This is a genomic window from Kordia jejudonensis (assembly GCF_001005315.1).
In the GTDB taxonomy this organism is placed as follows: Bacteria; Bacteroidota; Bacteroidia; order Flavobacteriales; family Flavobacteriaceae; genus Kordia; species Kordia jejudonensis.
The window spans coordinates 1-19,308 of the sequence record NZ_LBMG01000064.1 but is presented as its reverse complement, the minus strand read 5'-3'; the positions used below and the strand labels follow the sequence as shown (position 1 = coordinate 19,308).

21 protein-coding genes are annotated in these 19,308 nt (G+C 34.8%); 6 read left to right on the top strand and 15 right to left on the bottom strand.

All coding sequences use genetic code 11. The features are described from left to right. Positions 1-37 precede the first annotated feature (37 nt). Together AA089_RS20995 and AA089_RS20990 are read right to left on the bottom strand one after the other, a co-directional pair. Entirely contained in the window at positions 38-433 is a 396-nt protein-coding gene (locus AA089_RS20995) for a four helix bundle protein (protein WP_046758976.1), read from the bottom strand. 42 nt (positions 434-475) lie between these two features. Next, positions 476-805 (bottom strand): HesB/IscA family protein, encoded by a 330-nt coding sequence (locus AA089_RS20990; RefSeq protein ID WP_046758975.1) that lies wholly within the window; start codon positions 803-805, stop codon positions 476-478. Between the two features lie 412 nt (positions 806-1,217). Between AA089_RS20990 and AA089_RS23935 the strand changes: the two genes are divergently transcribed. Continuing rightward, a complete protein-coding gene (locus tag AA089_RS23935; RefSeq protein WP_053002619.1) occupies positions 1,218-2,243 on the top strand; it encodes a LamG-like jellyroll fold domain-containing protein in 1,026 nt (341 codons plus the stop codon). A gap of 184 nt (positions 2,244-2,427) precedes the next feature. Here the strand turns inward: AA089_RS23935 and AA089_RS20980 are convergent, their stop codons facing one another. The 3 genes from AA089_RS20980 to AA089_RS20975 form a co-directional block, all read right to left on the bottom strand. Beyond that, positions 2,428-3,033, bottom strand: a complete 606-nt coding sequence (locus AA089_RS20980) for a hypothetical protein (RefSeq protein WP_046758974.1) — start codon at positions 3,031-3,033, stop codon at positions 2,428-2,430. 5 nt (positions 3,034-3,038) lie between these two features. Further along, complete coding sequence (locus tag AA089_RS25045; protein ID WP_156169184.1) at positions 3,039-3,212, bottom strand: hypothetical protein; 174 nt, start codon at positions 3,210-3,212, stop codon at positions 3,039-3,041. Between the two features lie 165 nt (positions 3,213-3,377). Next, positions 3,378-4,448 carry a cytochrome-c peroxidase gene (locus tag AA089_RS20975; protein WP_046758990.1) on the bottom strand — a complete coding sequence of 357 codons (1,071 nt, stop codon included), beginning with the start codon at positions 4,446-4,448 and terminating at the stop codon, positions 3,378-3,380. A 163-nt stretch (positions 4,449-4,611) separates the two neighbouring features. Here AA089_RS20975 and AA089_RS20970 point away from each other — a divergent pair, with 163 nt between their 5' ends. Together AA089_RS20970 and AA089_RS20965 are read left to right on the top strand one after the other, a co-directional pair. Then, positions 4,612-4,806, top strand: a complete 195-nt coding sequence (locus AA089_RS20970) for a hypothetical protein (RefSeq protein WP_046758973.1) — start codon at positions 4,612-4,614, stop codon at positions 4,804-4,806. Between the two features lie 40 nt (positions 4,807-4,846). After that, a complete protein-coding gene (locus AA089_RS20965) occupies positions 4,847-5,047 on the top strand; it encodes a hypothetical protein (protein WP_046758972.1) in 201 nt (66 codons plus the stop codon). Between the two features lie 82 nt (positions 5,048-5,129). Here AA089_RS20965 and AA089_RS20960 read toward each other — a convergent pair whose 3' ends face one another. From AA089_RS20960 to AA089_RS20930, 7 genes are all read right to left on the bottom strand, one after another. Beyond that, a complete protein-coding gene (locus AA089_RS20960; protein WP_046758971.1) occupies positions 5,130-5,759 on the bottom strand; it encodes a response regulator transcription factor in 630 nt (209 codons plus the stop codon). A 4-nt stretch (positions 5,760-5,763) separates the two neighbouring features. Next, a complete protein-coding gene (locus AA089_RS20955) occupies positions 5,764-8,547 on the bottom strand; it encodes a sensor histidine kinase (protein ID WP_046758970.1) in 2,784 nt (927 codons plus the stop codon). 103 nt (positions 8,548-8,650) lie between these two features. Then, positions 8,651-9,184, bottom strand: a complete 534-nt coding sequence (locus tag AA089_RS20950) for a DUF421 domain-containing protein (protein WP_046758969.1) — start codon at positions 9,182-9,184, stop codon at positions 8,651-8,653. A gap of 100 nt (positions 9,185-9,284) precedes the next feature. Continuing rightward, on the bottom strand, positions 9,285-10,055 hold the full coding sequence (locus AA089_RS20945) for an MbnP family protein (protein WP_046758968.1): 771 nt from the start codon (positions 10,053-10,055) through the stop codon (positions 9,285-9,287). Positions 10,056-10,057: 2 nt separating this feature from the next. Continuing rightward, positions 10,058-11,458, bottom strand: coding sequence for a hypothetical protein (locus AA089_RS20940; RefSeq protein ID WP_046758967.1), 1,401 nt, complete (start codon positions 11,456-11,458; stop codon positions 10,058-10,060). Between the two features lies 1 nt (position 11,459). Further along, entirely contained in the window at positions 11,460-12,689 is a 1,230-nt protein-coding gene (locus AA089_RS20935; RefSeq protein ID WP_046758989.1) for a choice-of-anchor B family protein, read from the bottom strand. Positions 12,690-12,749: 60 nt separating this feature from the next. After that, on the bottom strand, positions 12,750-14,177 hold the full coding sequence (locus tag AA089_RS20930; RefSeq protein ID WP_046758966.1) for a choice-of-anchor B family protein: 1,428 nt from the start codon (positions 14,175-14,177) through the stop codon (positions 12,750-12,752). Positions 14,178-14,267: 90 nt separating this feature from the next. On the opposite strand from AA089_RS20930, the gene thiL reads away from it, so the two are divergent. Next, entirely contained in the window at positions 14,268-15,320 is a 1,053-nt protein-coding gene (thiL, locus tag AA089_RS20925) for a thiamine-phosphate kinase (protein WP_046758965.1), read from the top strand. A gap of 21 nt (positions 15,321-15,341) precedes the next feature. Here the strand turns inward: thiL and AA089_RS20920 are convergent, their stop codons facing one another. The 3 genes from AA089_RS20920 to AA089_RS20910 form a co-directional block, all read right to left on the bottom strand. Further along, complete coding sequence (locus AA089_RS20920; RefSeq protein ID WP_046758964.1) at positions 15,342-15,755, bottom strand: hypothetical protein; 414 nt, start codon at positions 15,753-15,755, stop codon at positions 15,342-15,344. Between the two features lie 86 nt (positions 15,756-15,841). After that, on the bottom strand, positions 15,842-16,072 hold the full coding sequence (locus AA089_RS20915) for a hypothetical protein (protein ID WP_082113411.1): 231 nt from the start codon (positions 16,070-16,072) through the stop codon (positions 15,842-15,844). A gap of 519 nt (positions 16,073-16,591) precedes the next feature. Next, positions 16,592-17,374: an alpha/beta fold hydrolase gene (locus AA089_RS20910; RefSeq protein ID WP_046758962.1), complete on the bottom strand. Its 783-nt coding sequence runs from the start codon at positions 17,372-17,374 to the stop codon at positions 16,592-16,594. 48 nt (positions 17,375-17,422) lie between these two features. Between AA089_RS20910 and AA089_RS23930 the strand changes: the two genes are divergently transcribed. Together AA089_RS23930 and brnQ are read left to right on the top strand one after the other, a co-directional pair. Beyond that, complete coding sequence (locus AA089_RS23930) at positions 17,423-17,995, top strand: hypothetical protein (RefSeq protein ID WP_053002618.1); 573 nt, start codon at positions 17,423-17,425, stop codon at positions 17,993-17,995. Further along, positions 17,982-19,274, top strand: a complete 1,293-nt coding sequence (gene brnQ / locus AA089_RS20900) for a branched-chain amino acid transport system II carrier protein (protein WP_046758961.1) — start codon at positions 17,982-17,984, stop codon at positions 19,272-19,274. The genes AA089_RS23930 and brnQ overlap by 14 nt, the downstream gene beginning before the upstream one ends. The last annotated feature ends 34 nt before the right edge of the window (positions 19,275-19,308 follow it).

The following is a 19,308-nucleotide window of genomic DNA, read 5'->3' as shown; positions in this document are numbered from 1 at the left end:
TGTTGTTTGTTCAAAGTTTAAAGTTCAATATTCAAGGTTACTTGTTCTTATACTTACTACCTTTCATTTCACTTTTTGACAAATAAATTATAAATGCGCTAATTTTTTTACTCAATACAAGTGTAGCTGTTTTTAAATTTTCAAATACATCACTTGTAATATATTTTCTATCTACAATTCTGTATAATTGCGACCTTGTTTCGCCACACGAGGCCTTTGCTATTGATAAGAATTGTATAAATTCTCTATTTCCATTTCTTTCAAATCCTTCCGCAATATTGTCCATAATGGAACCTGAAGAAGCATTAATTTGATTGTAAAGCTTGTAATCAACTTTTAAATCTGTTGTTGTTCCAATGTCGTATATATTTTTACAAAGTGTTCTGGCTAATTTCCAAATCTCTAAGTCTTCAAATTGTCTTATAGTTGCCATATAAACTTACCTTGAATGAAAAACATTGAACATTGAACTTTTTTATAACGAAAACGATTCTCCACAACCACATGTACGTTGTGCATTTGGATTGTTAAAAACAAATCCTTTTCCGTTGAGTCCACCTGAATATTCCAACGTGGTTCCAACGAGATATAAAAAGCTCTTTTTGTCTACAATAATTTTGACACCATTGTCTTCAAAAACCTTATCTTCTTCTTTCTTACTATGGTCAAACGTAAGATCGTAAGATAATCCGGAACATCCGCCACTTTTTACACCTACGCGAACGTAATCTGCAGTAGCGTCGAAGCCGTCATCTGTCATAAGCTCGACCACTTTTTTACGGGCTATTTCTGTAACTGTTATCATTTTTTTTATACTACGTTTAATTTGTACCTACAAAGATACGCTATTTGCCGCTTTATTTATAAAAACCTAACATTTATATAACAAATCATATCATAGAATTTTTTGATAGCGTTTTTTTGAAAAGTGTTTTTTGAAATATAAATGATAGTATACCACTTTTTTAATGCGTCACATTTTGTGTAAAAATTGCTGAAGTAGTTTTATGAAATCATTCTGTGTAATCGGTTTAATACATATAAAAGTTTAAAATTTTTATTCCTTCAATTTATTAGGAAAAGTCTGTATGTAATTTTACCTGTTTTTCTAAAATCAGTACATTTTACAGGCAAAAATTTAGTCTCATATTTTAAGTTTGTCATGCTTTATATAGCTAAAATTATTAACCCCTATTATTAATTAAAATTTTTGACAAATGAAAAAAAACTACATTTTCTTACTAGCCTTTTTAACTTGCATTTTAAGTTTGGACGCACAAGTTTTGGGATATGCCATTTGCTTTGATGGTGTAAATGATTTTGCACCCGTTTACAGATCGACCGAAACTGGAATTTTTGGTACCAATGCTAACAACGATAGTTTTACCATTGAATTTTGGGTGAAAGACAACGGAAATGGTGGAAAACACATGTATTCTAAGCATTACGACAGTGGAACAGCAAAAGAAGGATATTATATTGAGAGAGATGCTACTACAGGATTTGTGACTGCTGGAATTGCAAACAATACAAATAATTGGACAACAGTTACAGGAACCAGAGCCATCAATGATGGAAATTGGCATCATGTTGCCGTTACTTTTGATATTACTATAGGCCGATTAATGTTATATGTTGACGGATATTGGGAAGCTACTGCTACTGGAATTACACCTGTATTCGGAAATACTGTAGATGCGCGTTTGTCAAGTTCTGAACACGAAAACACATTTTTTGGAGGTGCATTTGATGAAGTAAGAGTATGGAATACCATAAGAACAGCATCAGAAATTAATATCGGCATGAACATGGAAGTGGATACTGCTTCCACAGGTTTAATTCAATATTTTAAGTGCAATGAAGGAATTCCTGATACTGATAACTGGATCTTATATCAGTTGGTAGATCATACTGGAAATGGACGTCCTGGAGATTTATGGAATGTTTTTAGATTGGGAAGTTGTTCAAATTGGGTGCATACTGTGGCAGATTCAGTATTGTCTACAGAAACGTTTGAAACGACTACTGAAGAAGTACACTTGTATCCAAATCCTACAACGAATTTTATAAAAGTGAATGGATTGAAAACTGCTGAAAGCTATACAATTTACAATACAATTGGAGCTGTTGTAAAAAGTGGAACAGTGACTAATAACGAAGAAATAGCTGTTACTAATTTGACTAGCGGATTGTATTTTTTACAGTTTAAAAAAGGCAATACGATGAAGTTTATTAAAAAGTAATGTTGTGTAATTTGGGTCTTGGGTCTTGGGTCTTGGGTCTTGGATCTTGAGTCTTGGATCTTGGGTCAGAGAGACAATAGACAATAAAAATAGATAAAAGATGAAATAGTAGTGAATGACGGTTGTTGTTTACTACTATTTTTTTTGTGAAAGCGGAAGATACAACTCAAAAAAAACTAATGTATTATTTTCTAGGCAAGAAGAAACCTTTGATGCAATTCATATTTCGAATACAGATTTGAATATGGCTTTTTTTCTGAACGCCCGCACCTGGAAAAGCAGGACCGCCTTCGGTAAATACGCCTCTCGCAGAATCAAAAGGTTTGAGAGAAGTGTTCTTATCACTTTCAATTTCCTCTTTTATCATTTGGTGAAGATATTGAATCACTGCACAGTCTAGCTCTCTAATGAGTAAGTCTTTATGTTCATCTTCTTTTACATCTTTATTTTTTGGTAATTCTTTACCAATTGAAAGGAAGTCTTTTTTCATTAATTCATAGTAAACAGAAAGCATTCTAATGAACTCACTATCTATTAAATCCAAGCAATAATCTAATGTAAAGACAACGCCAATTACGGAAGCTTTTTTAATTTTTCCTCGTTTTTCTTTGTCTTTTGCCCAAGCCAAAGCTCTATCATAATTGTTTTCCCAAATGTAAAATCCATGTCCTAACCAATCAAATGGTTTTTCACTAATTTTTATTTTGTTGGGTTTTGTGAGAAGTTGATCTCTTACTGATTCGTCACAACCGTGAAATCCAATCAATATATTCGATCTTGAACTATACATATTCCTTATTCAGCAGGCGTAAGTACTCTTTCAAGATTTGAAAAAGATTTTGTCAATTTACCTGTTTTTGTAACAATACCAGCAGCGCTAAGAGATTCAATAGCTGATTTCTTAGATGCTTGTTCTCTTTTTAGCTTTGCAGCCAAAGCTAGCAGTAAAGATGTTTGTTCGTTTTTCATAAATAAACGTATTGTTAATTCAAATGTACAAAAAACATTCCATTTAGTTTGCTACTATTTTTTTGTTGTTAGCATGCGCGCAAAGGATAGCAGTGAAAATCCCGCAGCGTAGCGAGGAATTGCAACGAATAGCCTGACGCCATTTTTCTTGGCGATGCGCCCAAATTAAAATTCAGAGAATCGCTGGTCGAAAATGAAATCAGCATCCGTAAAGGTGTTAAGGAAATCAATGATGCGTGCTTTTTCTTCGTCGGTCATGGGAATTCCAAGTGTTCCATCCGATTGACGAAGCGAATTGTCTAAGTTGTCAAAATCCGTAACACCATTTCTGTAATGTTCTAATACCTGATCTAAATTTGCAAAACGCCCATCGTGCATGTACGGAAAGGTAACTTCAATATTTCGAAGATTGGGCACTTTGAATTTGTAATTGTCTTCTGGAAGTCCCGTAACACGCGCACGTCCGATATCGTTATATTCAGGATCAATTGCCAAACCATTGTTGCGATACGACTGATCTGTAAATAAATCGCCCGCATGACAGGAAGCACATTTTTGGTTGAATAGTGCCATACCTTGCAGTTCGTTTTCCGTTAAGGTTACGTTTCCTTCGTTGCGACGAAATTTATCGTATTTACTGTTGGAAGTTACCATCATGACCATGAATTGCGATAAGGCTTTGAGAATGTTTTCTGAGTTGATTTCGCCATTTTCAAACGCTTCACGAAACAATCGTGGATAATCAGGATGCGCTTCTAGTTTTGCAATGACATTGGCAAAGGTTTCATTCATTTCTACTTCATTGGTAATCGGAATGATGGGTTGCAAGTCTAAATGAATGGCTGCGCCGTCCCATGTAAATTCGTTTTGAAACGCCAAATTGTGCAACGGTTGCGCATTTCTACTTCCCAAAGCGCCGTCAACTCCATGACTGATAATATGCGTATGATGCGTGAAGGCAAATTCTTGAATGTGGCAAAATCCGCAAGCAACTACGCCATCAGAAGCCAATCGGCCTTCATAAAATAAGCGTCTTCCGAGCTCAAAACCTGTTTCCGTTGGCGGATTTGACTCTAAATCATACGTTAATGGTGGAAAATTGGAAGGAACAGTAAAATCGAGACGCACGTTGCTAAACGTACCACTTTCTGCTGTTGGAACGTCTTCATAAGGTTCGTTTTTGCAGGAAGAAAGCACACATAATAGTAAAATGTATGTGTAAATATTGAATTTCATAGCATTAGCTAAGATATCAAATGTGTGAGAATGATACAAGAAACTTAACTTTTTAATGATGTTAACGCTTTTTACATGTTTTTTAGTTGAAAATCATACATTTTGTAGGATTTGGCGTGCTTTTCTTTGATGTAGCTTTGGATTAAATCAAAATATATACATTATGAAAAAACAGAATTTTAAGACAGGATTGAATTTGAAGAAACAATTGGTTTCAAATTTAACTACAAAACAAATTTTAGGTGGCGTCGTAGGAAGCACTATTGGTGGACCTACATGTAGAGAATCACGATTTAGTGTGTGTCCTACAGAAAGAACACAAACACGTTGTGCAATTTGTAATTCTTTTGCTTGTTAATTGTAACGAAAACGTACGTTACACAAAAAATAGAAGAATTATGAAAAAAAGAAATGTAAAAACAGGATTGAAGCTAAGTAAGTCTGTAGTTTCTAAGTTGGAAAATCAGAATATTTTTGGAGGCGCAGCAAGTGCTGATGCAGCAAATCCGTTTGAAACTAGAGATTTTAATTGTTGGTTTATGACACGAGTAAAAAACTGTCAATTGACATTAGGACCTTCAAATTGTACACAATGTTAAGACTAGTATCACTTCTATGATATTGATTTTATTTTTTAAAACAAGAAGCTCGCAGTAAATATTTATGTAACTGCGAGTTTTTTTATATCATCTTTTTTTCATTTGCCAAGCGAATCGCATCCGCTTTCGAGTTTACATGTAGTTTTTGATAGATGTTTCGAATGTGCGTACGAACGGTTGTTTTGGAGACGAATAGTTCGTCGGCAATGGTACTGTATGTTTTTCCTTTGGCAAGTAAGGTTAGTACTTCTTTTTCTCGTTTAGATAAGGTATTGTCTTGATGATTTAACTGAAACGATTCTACGACCATTTTCGCAATTTTATTACTCATGGGCGCGCCGCCTTTTTCTAAATCGTCCAATGCTTTTTTGAGTTCGGGCAGTCCTAAACTTTTGGTTAAATATCCGCATGCGCCTGCTTTTAACGCTTCAAAAACCATGTTGCTATCTTCAAAAACAGTTACAATAATCAGCTCAGTTTTTGGAAATAATTGCTTGATGATTTTTGTGCCTTCTATGCCGTTTTTGCCAGGCAAACCAATGTCCATTAATACAATGTCAGGATGATTTCCCGATTTGAAATCTGTAAGTGCCGTTTCAAAACAATCATAGGTTCCAAGGATAAAATAGTTATTGAGTTGTAGCAAATACGCCGCTAAGTTTTCTCTAAAGATGATATTATCTTCAATGATAGATATATATTTTTTTTCCATGCTGTTATTTGTTCTGATCGTTTAATTCTTCTTTTAAATCAAGTGTAAAAATGTAAAATACACCATCTTCTTTTTTGATATGCATGTCCGCTTTGATCATTTCCATGCGTTTTTTTATGTTTTCTAATCCATTTCCTTGCGATGAGGTAATTGTGTCAAAACCAATACCATTGTCTTGAATTTGAATGGTAAATACATGATCTTCCAAATAGGCTTTCAAGGTAACCGTACTAGCTTGTGAATGCTTTATGATATTCGCTAAAATTTCTTTGTACGCCAAAATGATATTTCTGCTTTTTACATACGAAATGTCAATAGGAATGATGTCAATTTCAAGGTATAAAAAGTCAATTTCGTCAAAGAGATAGAAAAAGTTTTCGCCGTAATCTCTTAGATATTTACACAGACTTTCAATGTTGTTATTTTTTGGATTTAACGACCAAACAAAGTCTTTTGCTGTATGATAAATTTCTTTGGAAAGCGTCGCTATTTTGTCAATTTTGGGCGACTTTAGTTTTTCACTGTGTTTCAAATTGTTTGATAATCCAATTACGGACGCAATTTTGTTTCCGATTTCATCGTGAAAATCTCTGGCAATTTCTTCCCGTAGATTTTCCACTTTGTGTTCTAAGAAAATACGCTTGTTGATTTCGTTGGATAAAGTTTCGTTTCTGCGTTTAATCAAGCGTAAGCGAAACCATAAAAACCCTAAAAGTACACTTGTAATACAGCCTAAAATAAAGATTTTTATGACCGTAATTTGATACCATTTTGGCGAAATTGTAAATTGAACCGTTTCAGGAATTGACCATTCGCTATTGATTCGTTTTCCGCGAAAAGAAACGGTGTATTGTCCAGGTTTTAGATTGCTCATTTCGAGTTGTTGACGGTCTATTTTCTTCCAACGCGCATCATTTATTTTATATTCAAGTAAAACTGCTTGCGAAAAATTCCGCGCATTACTTTTAAAGAAAATCGAAGCGTGATCGTTTGTAATTTTCTTAGTGTGAATTTCAATTTTTGGCGGAATTCTAATATCAACCATGGCAGGATTGAGTTCCATAATTCCGTTTCCAGTAATGATCCAAATAATTCCTTTGGTATCTTGATAGAAGGAATAAATATTGTTTGAGTTTGTTCCGTTTTTTGTGTTAAAATGATACTGAAAATCATCTGTAATCATCCAAAAACCTTTATTGGTGCCAACGTAAATTTGATCTTTATTGTCTACAAAAGTTGCATTGATATAAATGTCTTCTTCCGTGAATACTACAGGAGAAACGTTTTTGCCATCGTACGTGTAAGTTTCATATGGTGTCGCAATTAGCAACTGATCTTTATATTGTATTATATTTCGAATTACGCGTTGTTTCAAACTTTTTTCAAGTACAGAATCGCGAGTACGTTCCCAAAAATTTACGTCGTTTCGTATAAATTTTCGAACGCCATTTTGTGTTCCTAAGTACACGCCATTTTTAAAATGGATACCCGTATTTATTTTTTTATCTTTTACATTAAATTCAATACAATAAATATCTTCGCGCGAATTGTTGTGGAAGCGACTAAACCAATATTTGGAATAGAACAAGGTGTCTTTTTCTACTGCATAGACAAAATTATCAATTCTACTTTCGCTGATTTTTTGTAAATCTTCATTGTATAAATTGTCATGAGATGAAAAGTACCGTTGGTCGTTGAATTCAAAAATAGTATTCAATCGAAAAGGATTTTTTTGCTGAATAAAAGTGTCTTTTTCATGCAACGTATAGGAAATATTTTCGGTAGCAAAAACCATATGTCCAGCGTTGTTTTCATAACTAAATTTAGGTGTAGGAATTTGATAATCTGATTTGTTATACGATTTTAAGATGGAAGGAAATACTTTGTAAAATCCGTCACCATAACTTGCGATATAAATGGTTTCCTTATCGACAAAAATATCGCTGATTCCATTTTTTATGGTCAAAACAACTTCCTTTTTGATGATTTTAGAAAAGGTTTCATCAAAAGTTAATAAGCATAAACTATTGTGTTCTGCTCTATGATTGAGTTGTACTAAAACTTGTCGCTTTTTATACGCTGTAATACGCTTGATTTTGTTGGGTTTTTCAAAATGATGATTTGTAATTTGAAGCGGATTGAGTTTTGGTGTCCAGACTAAATTTCCTTCCAAATCGCCGTAAAAGATGAAACCTTCAATGCTGTTCATGGCTTCAACATTTGACAGCTGGTGCGGGAATTCTTGCTTTTTTTCTCCGTTCCACGTATACTCTGTAATATTTTTTTGTTCGCTTATGTAAATAGAAGCCTTGTCAATGGCGACACGTCTTGATCTATTGATGGTGTCGAGTGTAATTATAGTATCAATTTGTTGTTTTTCATTAAAAGCCAACATGGCAAGTCGCTGATACACATTAAAGATCAACGCTTTTTGATTTGTTTTTAAAATACGGTTGATGCGTTCGGGATATATGACATCAATTTGTTGTTTGTTTTTTGCTAAAATACCATCCAACCATGAACCGATATAAAGTATACTGTCTTTGTAGTTGAGCAATGATACTGGATATCGAATTTCTTTTTTGAAGTGTGTTTTAAAATTGTTGCCATCAAAAGTGACCAATCCGCCATCGGTAGCAATGTAGATTTCATCTTGAAATTTTTCTACAGCAAATGTGTAGTTGTCAGGCAAGCCATCTTCCACATTGAAGTGTTGCTTTGCCCAATATTGAGCGTTTGCCACAAAGCAATTGCATAATAAAATACTGTAAATAATGAGTTTTTTCACCGAAGGAAACGTTAGTTTCCTTAAAAATAGGAATTATGTCAGAGTTGGTATACTACAAAATGTAGTATTTATGTTAATCAGTATGTTTAGGAAAGGAAAAGAATTATGGTTTTTCTCGAACACTATTTAAAATTTCGGTATCAATTTGGCTAAATTCTGCATCTTCTTCCATGGTATGAAGCACTGAAATATCCCCCGTAGATTCTAAAATTACGGCTTGTACCTGATTTAATTTTGATACGTTAGCTTCTCTGAGTTTTGCCATGAGTTGCGACTTTTCTATACGTGCGCTAGTCAAATTGTCTTCCAAGATTTCTGAACCTTTCATTAATAATAAAGGTTTGTTTGAAATAGTACTGCTTAGCGCTGGAAATTTTTTCTGTAAGGTTGAAAATATATACGTGAGAACTAATAGACTCCCAATAGCAACGCTTCCATGTGCAATAGAAGTACTAGACGTTAGCGTAGAAGATATGATGCTTCCGATTGCTACAGTAAAGGCAAAATCATAAGCGGTAAATTTTGCAAAAGATCGCAAGCCTATAATTCTCGTAAATATGATAACGACTATGAAGATGAGGATACTTCCTAATAGTGTTTCCGTTAGCGGATCTTTAATGTCGTAAATCCAATCCATGATCTTAGTTTTTTTGATGCGTTAGCATTCTTTCTTTAAAAAGAATTTGGTCTAAGATACTTGAATTTTACGGAGAAAAGTTGCTCATTCAATGAATACTTTACTGCGCTTGAAATGCACTTTCCATATTTTTGGCAATTCGCGGTGCGTTTACAGGATCGACCTGAATGTCACTTGTGTCTTCCAGTTTTATCTGATTGGTCGCATCGATGATATTTTCCACAAAAACATCAATGTTAATATCTGCCGTACTTCCTGTAGCAACTGTGATGCTATTTCCAAGTGGAAGCGTTACAGATGTATAATTGTCCAAATTTGTTCCATGACTTCCAACGTGAATGACAAAAGGACTTGCAGTGCCGCCTTGTGGAGTATACATTCCTTCAAATTTGATGAATTTGTAACCTGCAGCCCAATTCCACAACATGCCCGCTTCTTCAGCTAAAGGAATAAAGTTTAGCACACCACCATCAAGCGGATATTTTGATTGATCGACACCAATTCCGAAAGAAATGTGTGTGTAGTTTCCAATAGGAATTTCGGATAATACCAACTGTAAACTACTTGGATCTTCTTCATTAATCACAAAGTATGAATCTTCTTTTGGGTATTCAAAAATAGTTCCATCATCTTGTGTAAGTGTAATGTTGGAAATGATGTATTTTAATTCGTTTGTTTGAACAGTTTCGTTGTTTTGATTTACAAAAGTAGATGTGTTTAAGCTTAAATCCTGATTTGCAGAAATTCGGTTGTCAAACGTAAGTGCTATAGCAGAAGTTTGCTCTAATGGAACTGGAGCAGTAGTATCGCTTTTACACGATGTTATCAGTATTGAAAGTATAAGTGCAAATATGTTAACAGTTTTTTTCATCACTATTTTATTTTTATAATTAGTGCATCTTTGATGCCTTTATTTGTATTGATGTCTCCGTCAGAACTCTGTGTATTTCCAACAACGACTAATTTTTCATCGGTAGTTTCGATGATTCCATATGCTAAATCGAGTTGCGATCCGCCGAAGTTTTTCTCCCAAGTTAGATTTCCGTTGTCACTAATTTTGATGACCCAAATATCATTTTGACCATAATTAGCGTTTACATCTGTATTGTTACTTTTAGCACTTCCAGCAATGGCAAATCCGCCATCTTGAAGCACTGTTACGGCACGAGCCGATTCGAAATCTGTTCCGCCATAAGTGCGTTCCCAAAGCAAAGAACCATCAGTATCACTAATTTTGATGACCCAAAAATCGGAGGAACCTTTCAGGTTTGCAATATTTCCGTCGGCACTTCGTGTATCGCCGACAACAATATAGTTGCCGTCGTTAGTTTTTTCGATATCGTAGCCAATTTCAATTCCTGAACCGCCATATGATTTTTGCCAAATGAGATCGCCAGTATTGCTAATTTTTACAACCCAAAAGTCATAACTTCCCTGACTGCTAGTCACATCAAAATCATCACTTTCAGACGAACCTGCCAAGATAAAATGATTGTCATTAGTTTCTAAGGTTGCGTACGATCTGTCATTGTTCGTTCCGCCAAAATAGCGACTCCAAATAATGGTTCCGTTGGCATCTAGTTTGTGACACCAAAATTCGCCAACACCATGTTCAGGCATGTCAAAACTTCCTGATGGTGTATTTGGTCGTCCAACATTTCCTTGTCCGCCAGAAGCGGTAATGTCTAAAAATCCTGTAGTAAAATAACCGCCATCACTGGTTTGAATGATATCAAATGCTTGATCGCTTCCAGAGAATCCTAAACTTTGTTCCCATTGAATGTTTCCGCCAGCGTCAAGTTTTACAATCCATTGATCGTAGAACCCGTTATTTGTATTTACGTCTTCATCGGCGCTTCGGCTGTAGCCTGTAATGATAAATCCGCCATCTGAAGTACTTTCGATAGCTTCGCCACGATCATCAGCACTTCCGCCATAGGTTTTTGACCACAGTATGTTTCCGTCAGCATCCAATCGGGTAACCCAATAATCATTTTGTTCAGAAGAATGATCTGTAATATCGCCATCAATACTTTTGGTAAATCCAACAATGGCATATCCGCCATCAGGAGTCAAAACGATATCTTGTGCAGTATCTTCTTCCGTGCCGCCAATAGTTTTTAGCCAATCAATTTCGCCGACAAAACCAACAGGAATGATAGGTGTTTCTCCTTCGGAAGTATTATTTCCATCATCTGATGAACATGCTGATAGTGCAATGATCGCGAAAGCAAATAGCAATAGATACCTATATTGTGTACAATAGTTTTTCATATTAGTCTGTACTTTTTCGAATGATAAATAATCCTGAGTTGATATCACTTACAACGATATTTCCACTTTCAAAGTATGGATATACATTCCAAGCGCCATTAAAAGTTGCGCTATTGTCTGCTGCAAAAGTGTCAAAATAACCAATTTCTTGCATTTGATTACTTCCAATGTTTTCTATATTGAGCATGCGAACACCTGCGGTATAGTTTGCTAAAAAGAACGTATTACCTTTTACGTATCCATTGTGATCAATGGCAGGAGTTGGACCTATATATGTCATGGAAACAGATGGATTGTCTAAATCTGATAAATCAAATACGATTGTTCTACTGTTAAATCCGAAGTCAATTTCATCCAGTTCGTCACCTAGGATAAAATAGCGCTGATCTTCTGTAAACCAACCTTGATGTGTATAACCAATATTTGTGTAATCGATAGTTGATAATTGAATTGGATTCGTTTTGTCTGAAATATCAATGATGACTACTTCGTTTGTGTTGCTTCCGATTAAGATTTCTTTTCCAGCATGTTCCGTGTCAGGACCGTTATAGGTAACAACTTGTGCATCATGTGAATATGCATCATTAGGATAACCGCCAGCGGCAAAAGGATTTGTAGGATTTTGAATGTTTACAATATGCGGTCCACCATCAAAAGAAAATAGGCTATCATCAAGTGTCATGGCGCCAACAGCATACGCAAAACCAGTATCTTCATTAATAACAATATTGTGTGCACTTCCAAAACCAGTGTACAAGGCATCTGCATTAAATATTCGTGGTGGATTTGTTACATCGCGCAAACGCGTTAAATCGAAAACTTGCATTCCATGACCTGGTGATTCGCTCACAATAAAGGCATGATTTTGATATACTTTTATATCTCTCCAATTGGTTATGGTGGTTTCGGTGGGTAATTCGCCAATAATTACAGGATTTACAGGATCGGTAATGTCTATAAATACAGATTTTGCATTTGTACCCAATAGCGCATATTCTTTTCCAGTTTGTGGATCTGTCCAGCCCCAAGAATCATTTACATAGGTTACACCAAGTGCAAAAAGATTGATATGGCTCAGTAAATCGTATCCGTTACAAGGATATACGCCTGCAAAACCATCTTCACAAGGTATAATTCCGATGAATGTATCATTGCTTGGAGGTGGCACTGGTGTGACACTTACATTTGGATCTTCAGGAGAACAAGCTCCAAACAAGCCGATGAGTATCATTGTGGTTACTACTACTTTTAACTTTTTCACGTTTTTGAATTTTTTACTTAGACGCTCTCTTTACTCTACAATGAGTTTTTGAGAAGCAGTATTGTTTATTTTTATAACATACATACCATTTGGTAGTTTTGAAAGCGGCAATCGAAATTGAGATTCGTTCATATTGTCGTGTTCAAGGACTTTTTTTCCGATCATATCAAAAATTTCAATTTTGTTGATGGACATATTTTTTCTAGCTCTGATATACGTATGCTGTGTTGCCGGATTAGGAAACAACATGAAATCAAAAGCTTGTGTTTTTGTTGTATTTAATGTATTACTTTCTCTGATAATAAAAAGACCTCTGTCAATATCACTTATGATAAGATTTCCGCTAGCAAAGTATGGATATATACTCCAAGCTCCGAAAAATGTGGTATCGTTAGATTCTGGATGCGTATCAAAAAACCCAATTTCGTTAATATTTGAAGGATTTGTGATGTCTAAAACGCGCAATCCAGCAGTGTAATTTGCTTGGTATAGTTTGTTGCCGTTGGTGTAATAATTATGATCTATAGCACCAGAATTTCCTGTAAATGATGTTAAAAAACTTGGATTGTCCAAATCGGCAAAATCAAACACTAAACCTCTTGAATTATATCCAAAATTAATTTCATCTCTTTCGTCTCCCAAATAAAAATAACGATGATCGTCAGAAAGCCAACCTTGATGCGTGTAGCCAACGTCTAGGTAATCAATTCTTGCCAAACGAACCACCGAAGTTTTATCAGACACATCTAAAATGACAACTTCATTTTCATTACTTGCAATCATAATTTCTTTCCCAACATGTTCGGTGTCAGGACCATTGTAAATTACAATTTGTGCATCATGCGTGTATCCATCTCCAGAATATCCACCGACACTTACTGGATTTGCAGGATTTGCTAAATTTACAAAATGCGGTCCACCACTAAACGTATTGCATCCTAATAAATAGGCAAAACCTGTAGCTTCATTGATGGCAATGTTGTGACAACTTCCAACATCGGTTAAGATATTATCTGGTGTAAATGTTTCAGGCGGATTTGCTACATTTCGCAAACGTGTCAAATCGAATACTTGCATTCCATGATTTCCAACAATGTCGGCAACAATGTAAGCATGATTGTTATATACTTTCACATCTCTCCAAAAATTTGCACCCGTATTTGTTGGTAAATTTCCTAAGTATACGGGATTTACTGGATCTGAAACATCCACAAAACAAGTTTTATCTTCAAAGGTAATTAGTGCGTATTCTTTATTCGTTGTGGTGTCTGTCCATCCCCAAATATCGCTTCCGTCTTGATTGCTAAATGTCGATTTTGGCAAATTGGATAGCAAGTCATATCCGTCACAGGGAAATGAACCTGCAAAACCTCCTGTACATGGAACAATCTGTGCAATTGAAGGGGAAATAGTGATAAGTGCAAGAACAAAGAGTAGGTTTCGTGCAATACGTGTCATTTTTTTGGCTAATTTTGCGTTTTTAAAGGATCGAGGCTATAAAAACAGCTCACAAAATACAATTTTTAACTTAATTAATACTACAGTAGCATGTTAAAAGACAAGGATGAACAGCGAACATCATTAGCAAGTTTGGGAGAGTTTGGTTTGATTGACCATTTGACAGCAAACTTTAAAGTAACGCAAAGTTCTACAATTAAAGGAATTGGCGATGATGCTGCCGTATTAGATTTTAAATCGAAAAAAGTTGTAGTTTCTACAGATTTATTGGTGGAAGGAGTACATTTTGATTTGAGTTATATGCCGTTAAAACACTTGGGTTACAAAGCAGTTGTGGTGAATGTATCAGACATTTATGCGATGAATGCTACGGCAACACAAGTTACAATTTCTATTGCAGTGTCTAACCGTTTTCCTTTGGAAGCTTTGGAAGAATTATACGCAGGAATTCAATTGGCAGCAAAAATGTACAATGTTGATGTTGTTGGTGGCGATACAACTTCGTCTACCACAGGATTGTTACTTAGTGTGACAGCTATTGGAGAAGTTGAAGAAGAGAAAATTACATACAGAAGTGGCGCAAAAGATAATGATTTACTAGTGGTAACAGGCGATATTGGTGGTGCGTTTTTAGGATTGAAAGTATTGCAACGTGAAAAATCTGTTTTTGAGGTAAATCCGAACAATCAGCCAGATTTGGACATGTATTCTTATATTATAGAGCGACAGTTAAAGCCTGAAGCTCGAAAAGATATTTCAAAATTATTACATGATTTAGACGTGAAACCAACGGCTATGATTGACATTAGCGATGGTTTATCTTCAGAAATTATGCATTTGTGCAAACAATCAAATGTTGGTTGCAATTTGTATGAAGATAAAATTCCGTTAGATCCACAAGTAATTTCTACCTGTGAAGAATTTCAACTCGATAGTACTATGGTGGCTTTAAGTGGCGGCGAAGATTACGAATTGTTGTTTACGGTGCGTCAGGAAGATTTTCCAAAAATTAAAGCAAATCCGAATCTTTCCATAATTGGACATATGACGCCAGCAAATGAAGGTATTCACTTAGTTACAAGAGCAAACACTAAAATTCCTTTAAAAGCGCAAGGCTGGAATGCTATGGAAGATCAAGAGTAATACTGAATGCTGAATGTAGAATTATTCTGGGTTTAATTTTTCGAAATAGCGTTTTCGGTTAAAATCGTTGATGTCGTTATTAATTCTATTGCCATTTTGTAAGATGTAATATTCAATATCTGAATTTTTCTTTTTAACAATAGAATCGCCGACAGAAAGTTGTTCATGAATATAAAAGGGAATGTGCAATGCTAAGTTGTTGTTTATCGACACAACACGAACCTTGTTTTTACTTTGATCATTGTAAAGATTCGTAATTATGCCCGAATAAGAAGCATAGTGAACTTTATAATATTCATCTTCTAAGTATTGGACAGAATTATTTCGTACATACACTAGCCCTATTATAACTAAAAAAATAGGCACAAATACCAAAAAAAAGTATTTTATAACGGCTGTGTCTTGTTCAGCTAATTCTTTGGGTTTTAAACTCATGTAAAATGCTCAATATATAGACGTAAATTACATATATTTTGCAGTATCAAGAAATTATTTGCTGTTTAGTTACACGCTTGTAACGTTTAAAACGCATGGTTTTTCTTCTTGTGAAAAGAAGTCAACGTTCTATTAATATCTTTCAGTTGAGGTGTTAAAGAAGTAAGTCTCCCTTTGTCATCATTTGTAGCTTCACAGTTGCAAAGCATGCATTGGTATTCATTAACGTGTGCTGTTACTTTCTTTGTAACTCTGTAACGATGACCGAAAATGTTACAGTATATTTTTCCAAGCGAAAAAGTAGTTTTAATACTCATGTTTTGATTCATGGCTGTAAGTAGGTTAAGTAGTTTTATTTGGGCACAACTAATATATGTAATTGTTGTTATTTATCCGATGAAAAGAGTGATTTTTTAGACGAAGTACACTTTATCGAAAGATGAATGGTAATTGAAAAAATATATTCTTATAGTTAAAATAAAAAATTCTTTAAAATATAAAATGTATTTTCTTACTAATTAACTAAGATGTGTTTTAATTAACGTCAGTTCGATATAAGTGATTGAGTTCATACTTGTAATTGAGCTTAGAAACTCCTTACTAAACATCAAATTTTCAGTATTTTATTTTCATTTTCTTTGCTTTCCCAAAGAAAAGAAACAAAAGAAAGGGAACTTTTCCAGAGGTATTTTTAGTTTTTCTTTCTGAAAAAAACTAAAACCGCATAAATTTCCCTAAATTTTTTCCAAGGCTTCAAAAATTTTTAACGGAAAATCCCTGCTATACTTCGGAAAAGAAAAGTATCGAACTAAATTTTCACATCAAATTCACGTTAATTAGTTTTTTAGAAACAATTCAAGTGCATACATCAATTCTTCTTTATTTTCAATATGACTCATGTGTCCGTCAGGTAAAATATCTACCATTACATCCGAATTTTTAGTTTGATCTAGCAATTCATCAACATCTAAAATGGGATCATGTTTTCCGATAATCATCATTTTTTTATACGGAGAAAAGTGCAATAATACTTCGCGATCTTCTCTAATTTTCATGCCTTCCAACGCGGCAACAATTCCTTGCAATGAAATGGTTAATGCTTCTTTTTTAACACGATTGATCGTTTTTGCGAAGATTTTACGGTTTTTGGGACGAAATAAGTTCGTAATGGCAATTCGGATAAATTGTGTATGATTGTACTTTACGGCATTAATTGCACGATCGCGATTTACTTTTCGCTCGGCACTATCAGCTCTTGCTGTAGAATTTATTAAACACAATGCTTTTACATAGTCAGGGTACATTTCGGCGAAAGCCAACGCCACATAACCGCCCATAGAATGTCCCGCGAGATGAATTTTGCGTAAGCGTAGTTCTTTTAAAACAGCAAATACAGCACTTGCCATTTCTTCCATCGTATGAATATAACCGATGCAACCCGTTTTTCCGTGTCCTAATAAATCTATAGTAATGACTTTGTGTGTTTTAGAAAATGCTTCTACATATGCATTCCACATGGTACTTGTTTCCAAAAAACCATGTAAAAGAACCAACGCATTTCCTTCGCCAGAAACGGTATACGCAATTTCTATATTTTTATAGCTCACAAACTGTTGCATCTCGCAAAAATATGTATCTTTCGTAAGCTATAAAACCCGAAATCAAAAATGTTTTCATCAACTTTTAAAAAACTATCCAATGCTTCCGAAAAGAAGTTACTCATCTTAGCAATAACCACTTTTTTATTGGCAGGAACGTGTATGGTACAGTTTGACACGTTGCTTAAAACTGCCGAAGCGCCGTTGGGAATTATTTCGTATGAACTTGCGCAAAGTGTTGATAATGCCGATAAAATATTAAGTTCATGGAACGCTATTGATGGCGCAATGAAATCTGCCGAATGGAGTTTATGGTTCGATTATATTTTTATCATAACCTACGTAAGTTTGTTGTGTTTGTTGCTAAAAAGAGTATTGCGATTTGTTTGGACAGATGATGAAAGTCAGCGATATAAACTTGGAATTGTGTTGATTCGGATGGTTATTTTTGCGGGTATTTTAGACATAGTTGAAAACTTTGCACTGTTACAAATGTTTTACAATGGCGTGCAATCGCATTGGGCAAATTTAGCTTTTGTAGCTGCAATGCTTAAATTCATGAAACTTGCACTTGCGATTTTGTATGTGTTGGTTGGTTTCATATTCTTTTTATTCAAAAAAAATAGACATGTCAAAAAATAAAGAACTTTTTGTCACTGCTTTTGCGTTGTTTTCTATGTTTTTCGGAGCGGGAAATTTATTATTACCACCTTTATTAGGATTTCAAACTACAGATCAATGGCTTTGGGTTGCAATTGGTTTCATGATTACGGCTGTAGTAATTCCAATAATTGGCATCTTAGCACATGCGCGTTTGCAAGGTTCTATGTACGATTTTGGCAAAAAAGTATCGCCGCTTTTTAGCAGTGTATTTTGTGTTATTATTTATATCATTTCTGTGACAATTCCGTCTCCAAGAACAGCCGCGGCAACCCATGAAATTTCTATATTTCCCAACTTTGGTACCAGTGCTTTATTAACAAGTACCATTTACTTTGCGTTGGTATTGGTTTTTGTGTTGAATAGATCAAAAATTCTCAACTTTATTGGAAAGTTTCTAACACCGTTAATTGTATTAATTCTGTTGGCAATTATTGGTATCGGATTAAGCATGCCACACGAAGCTGTTACTGCGGTTGACTTGAACATGTCTCCGTTAGTGATCGGTTTAAAAGAAGGTTATCAAACATTTGATGCGATAGGTGCGATTGTAATCGGTGGTGTAATTATTATTTCGTTGAATTTAAAAGGACATGATTCATTTGAAGAAAAGAAAAAACTCATTGCCAAATCGGGTTGGATTGCAGGTTTTGGACTGTTTGCTATATATGCAGGTTTAATTCTATTGGGTTCATATTTCAGTAGTGAAGTTGCTATTGAAGCGACTATGAGTGGCGATATGAAACGTGCAGCTTTGCTACGTGGAATTAGTTTGGCAACTTTAGGAAATATCGGAACTGCCTTTTTAAGTGTATTGGTTGCGTTGGCGTGTTTTACAACGGCTGTCGGAATCACAACAGGAACTGCCGATTATTTCAAAGGATTACTCAATAATTCAAAAGAAGCCTATGCGATTACAGCAATTGTAGCCTGTTTGATAGGAATATTGGTTGGGCAACTCGATTTTCATTATATCATTATTGTTGCTGTTCCAGTGTTGAAATTCATTTATCCAATAGCAATTGTCTTAATCTTTTTAAATGTAGCTCCTCAAAAACTAGCAACGCCATTGGCATTTAGAACTGTGGTTTTTGTTACGTTTATTTTTGGTGTTTTAGATATGTTTGCACATTTCTTTCCTGAAAATCCATTCTTAACAACATTGCGTCAGGTTATTCCATTAGGACAATTAGATTTTGCTTGGGTATTACCTTCGATATTGGCGTTTATTGGTGTAGTGGCGTATCAGCAAAGTAAATAATTGAGGTCGCTCCTATGTTTGTAAAAGTATAAAT

What these genes read in the sequence shown, in the direction of transcription:
- AA089_RS23930 (WP_053002618.1), top strand. Translation starts at nt 17,423, where the DNA reads ATGTTTTCATCAACTTTTAAAAAACTATCCAATGCTTCCGAAAAGAAG.
- AA089_RS20990 (WP_046758975.1), bottom strand. Translation starts at nt 805, where the DNA reads ATGATAACAGTTACAGAAATAGCCCGTAAAAAAGTGGTCGAGCTTATG.
- AA089_RS20970 (WP_046758973.1), top strand. Translation starts at nt 4,612, where the DNA reads ATGAAAAAACAGAATTTTAAGACAGGATTGAATTTGAAGAAACAATTG.
- AA089_RS23935 (WP_053002619.1), top strand. Translation starts at nt 1,218, where the DNA reads ATGAAAAAAAACTACATTTTCTTACTAGCCTTTTTAACTTGCATTTTA.
- AA089_RS20935 (WP_046758989.1), bottom strand. Translation starts at nt 12,689, where the DNA reads ATGATACTCATCGGCTTGTTTGGAGCTTGTTCTCCTGAAGATCCAAAT.
- AA089_RS20965 (WP_046758972.1), top strand. Translation starts at nt 4,847, where the DNA reads ATGAAAAAAAGAAATGTAAAAACAGGATTGAAGCTAAGTAAGTCTGTA.
- brnQ (WP_046758961.1), top strand. Translation starts at nt 17,982, where the DNA reads ATGTCAAAAAATAAAGAACTTTTTGTCACTGCTTTTGCGTTGTTTTCT.
- AA089_RS20940 (WP_046758967.1), bottom strand. Translation starts at nt 11,458, where the DNA reads ATGAAAAACTATTGTACACAATATAGGTATCTATTGCTATTTGCTTTC.
- AA089_RS20975 (WP_046758990.1), bottom strand. Translation starts at nt 4,448, where the DNA reads ATGAAATTCAATATTTACACATACATTTTACTATTATGTGTGCTTTCT.
- AA089_RS20980 (WP_046758974.1), bottom strand. Translation starts at nt 3,033, where the DNA reads ATGTATAGTTCAAGATCGAATATATTGATTGGATTTCACGGTTGTGAC.
- AA089_RS20950 (WP_046758969.1), bottom strand. Translation starts at nt 9,184, where the DNA reads ATGGATTGGATTTACGACATTAAAGATCCGCTAACGGAAACACTATTA.
- AA089_RS20930 (WP_046758966.1), bottom strand. Translation starts at nt 14,177, where the DNA reads ATGACACGTATTGCACGAAACCTACTCTTTGTTCTTGCACTTATCACT.
- AA089_RS20995 (WP_046758976.1), bottom strand. Translation starts at nt 433, where the DNA reads ATGGCAACTATAAGACAATTTGAAGACTTAGAGATTTGGAAATTAGCC.
- AA089_RS25045 (WP_156169184.1), bottom strand. Translation starts at nt 3,212, where the DNA reads ATGAAAAACGAACAAACATCTTTACTGCTAGCTTTGGCTGCAAAGCTA.
- AA089_RS20960 (WP_046758971.1), bottom strand. Translation starts at nt 5,759, where the DNA reads ATGGAAAAAAAATATATATCTATCATTGAAGATAATATCATCTTTAGA.
- AA089_RS20910 (WP_046758962.1), bottom strand. Translation starts at nt 17,374, where the DNA reads ATGCAACAGTTTGTGAGCTATAAAAATATAGAAATTGCGTATACCGTT.
- AA089_RS20915 (WP_082113411.1), bottom strand. Translation starts at nt 16,072, where the DNA reads ATGAGTATTAAAACTACTTTTTCGCTTGGAAAAATATACTGTAACATT.
- thiL (WP_046758965.1), top strand. Translation starts at nt 14,268, where the DNA reads ATGTTAAAAGACAAGGATGAACAGCGAACATCATTAGCAAGTTTGGGA.
- AA089_RS20945 (WP_046758968.1), bottom strand. Translation starts at nt 10,055, where the DNA reads ATGAAAAAAACTGTTAACATATTTGCACTTATACTTTCAATACTGATA.
- AA089_RS20920 (WP_046758964.1), bottom strand. Translation starts at nt 15,755, where the DNA reads ATGAGTTTAAAACCCAAAGAATTAGCTGAACAAGACACAGCCGTTATA.